Source organism: Chelativorans sp. ZYF759 (assembly GCF_012911015.1).
In the GTDB taxonomy this organism is placed as follows: Bacteria; Pseudomonadota; Alphaproteobacteria; order Rhizobiales; family Rhizobiaceae; genus ZYF759.
Genome location: NZ_WVVV01000043.1, coordinates 1 through 1062, shown reverse-complemented (window position 1 = coordinate 1062; position 1062 = coordinate 1). Strand labels below are relative to the sequence as shown.

The window sequence follows — 1062 nt, the reverse complement described above, 5'->3', positions numbered from 1 at the left end:
GAAGATGGTTTCCGCCGTCGGCGCTTCGGAAGACGACAAGCTCAAGATCCAGACCGAGCTGAAGGAACTGCAGGGCCAGCTGACCAGCATCGGCCTCGCCGCCAACTATGCCGGCTCGAACCTGATCGCCAACGACCAGTCGGAGACCGAGCTCAACATCGTCGCCTCCTACGATCGTGCGTCTGATGGCACCGTCACGGTCAACAAGGTCACTCTGGATCTGAGCGCCACGCAGATTCTCGACGAGACCGGCGAAAGCGGTGGCATTCTGGAAGACGTCATGGCCATCGAACTCGACGGATCCGAGGATGACGCGGCAATCGAAGCGCACATCGCGACCATCGAGGATGCGCTCAAGGAAATGTCGGATGCCGCCGCCACGATTGGTGCCACCAAGAGCCGTGTCGACATGCAGTCGGACTTCATCTCGAAGCTGAGCGACGCCATCGAGCGCGGTGTCGGCCAGCTCGTCGATGCCGACATGCAGGAAGAGTCGGCGCGTCTGTCGGCTCTGCAGGTCCAGCAGCAGCTCGGCATCCAGTCGCTGTCGATCGCCAACTCGAACTCGCAGAACATCCTGTCGCTCTTCCGCTAAGAGCTGCAGATTTCATCAAAGGGCCTCGCCGTCTTCCGACGGCGGGGCCCTAGTCGTTTCGGCTACCGGCATCGCGAAAATCGAATTTTGTCTAGAATGCGTAGGATTTTGGTAGGGATTATCAACCATAGTCGGTCGCGTTGAAGGACGAACGGTCGTGTTGTTGACCGCAGGCATGAAGCCGCTCCGTCTTTGCTGGTTGAAGCCCGGCATGTTTGTTTTTGAGTTTTGTATCGGGGGAGTTTTTCCCAAATGGCTAGCATCAATACGAACGCCAGCGCGATGACTGCGCTGCAGACCCTCACCGCCACCAACAAGAACCTCGCCACCACCCAGGGCCGCATTTCGACGGGCCTGCGCGTCGGCGAAGCTGCCGACAACGCCGCCTACTGGTCGATCGCCACCACCATGCGTTCCGACAACAAGGCGCTGTCGTCCGTGCAGGACTCCCTGGGCCTCGGCGCCGG

General features: G+C 60.2%; 1 protein-coding gene and 1 pseudogene. Both read left to right on the top strand.

Annotated features, from left to right (window positions below; translation table 11 throughout):
• Positions 1 to 595, top strand: a 595-nt coding sequence (locus GRZ55_RS22955) for a flagellin (protein WP_169289259.1), incomplete at its 5' end; no start/stop codon positions are given.
• A 252-nt stretch (positions 596 to 847) separates the two neighbouring features.
• A pseudogene (locus GRZ55_RS22950) lies at positions 848 to 1062 on the top strand (flagellin); the annotation flags it as partial.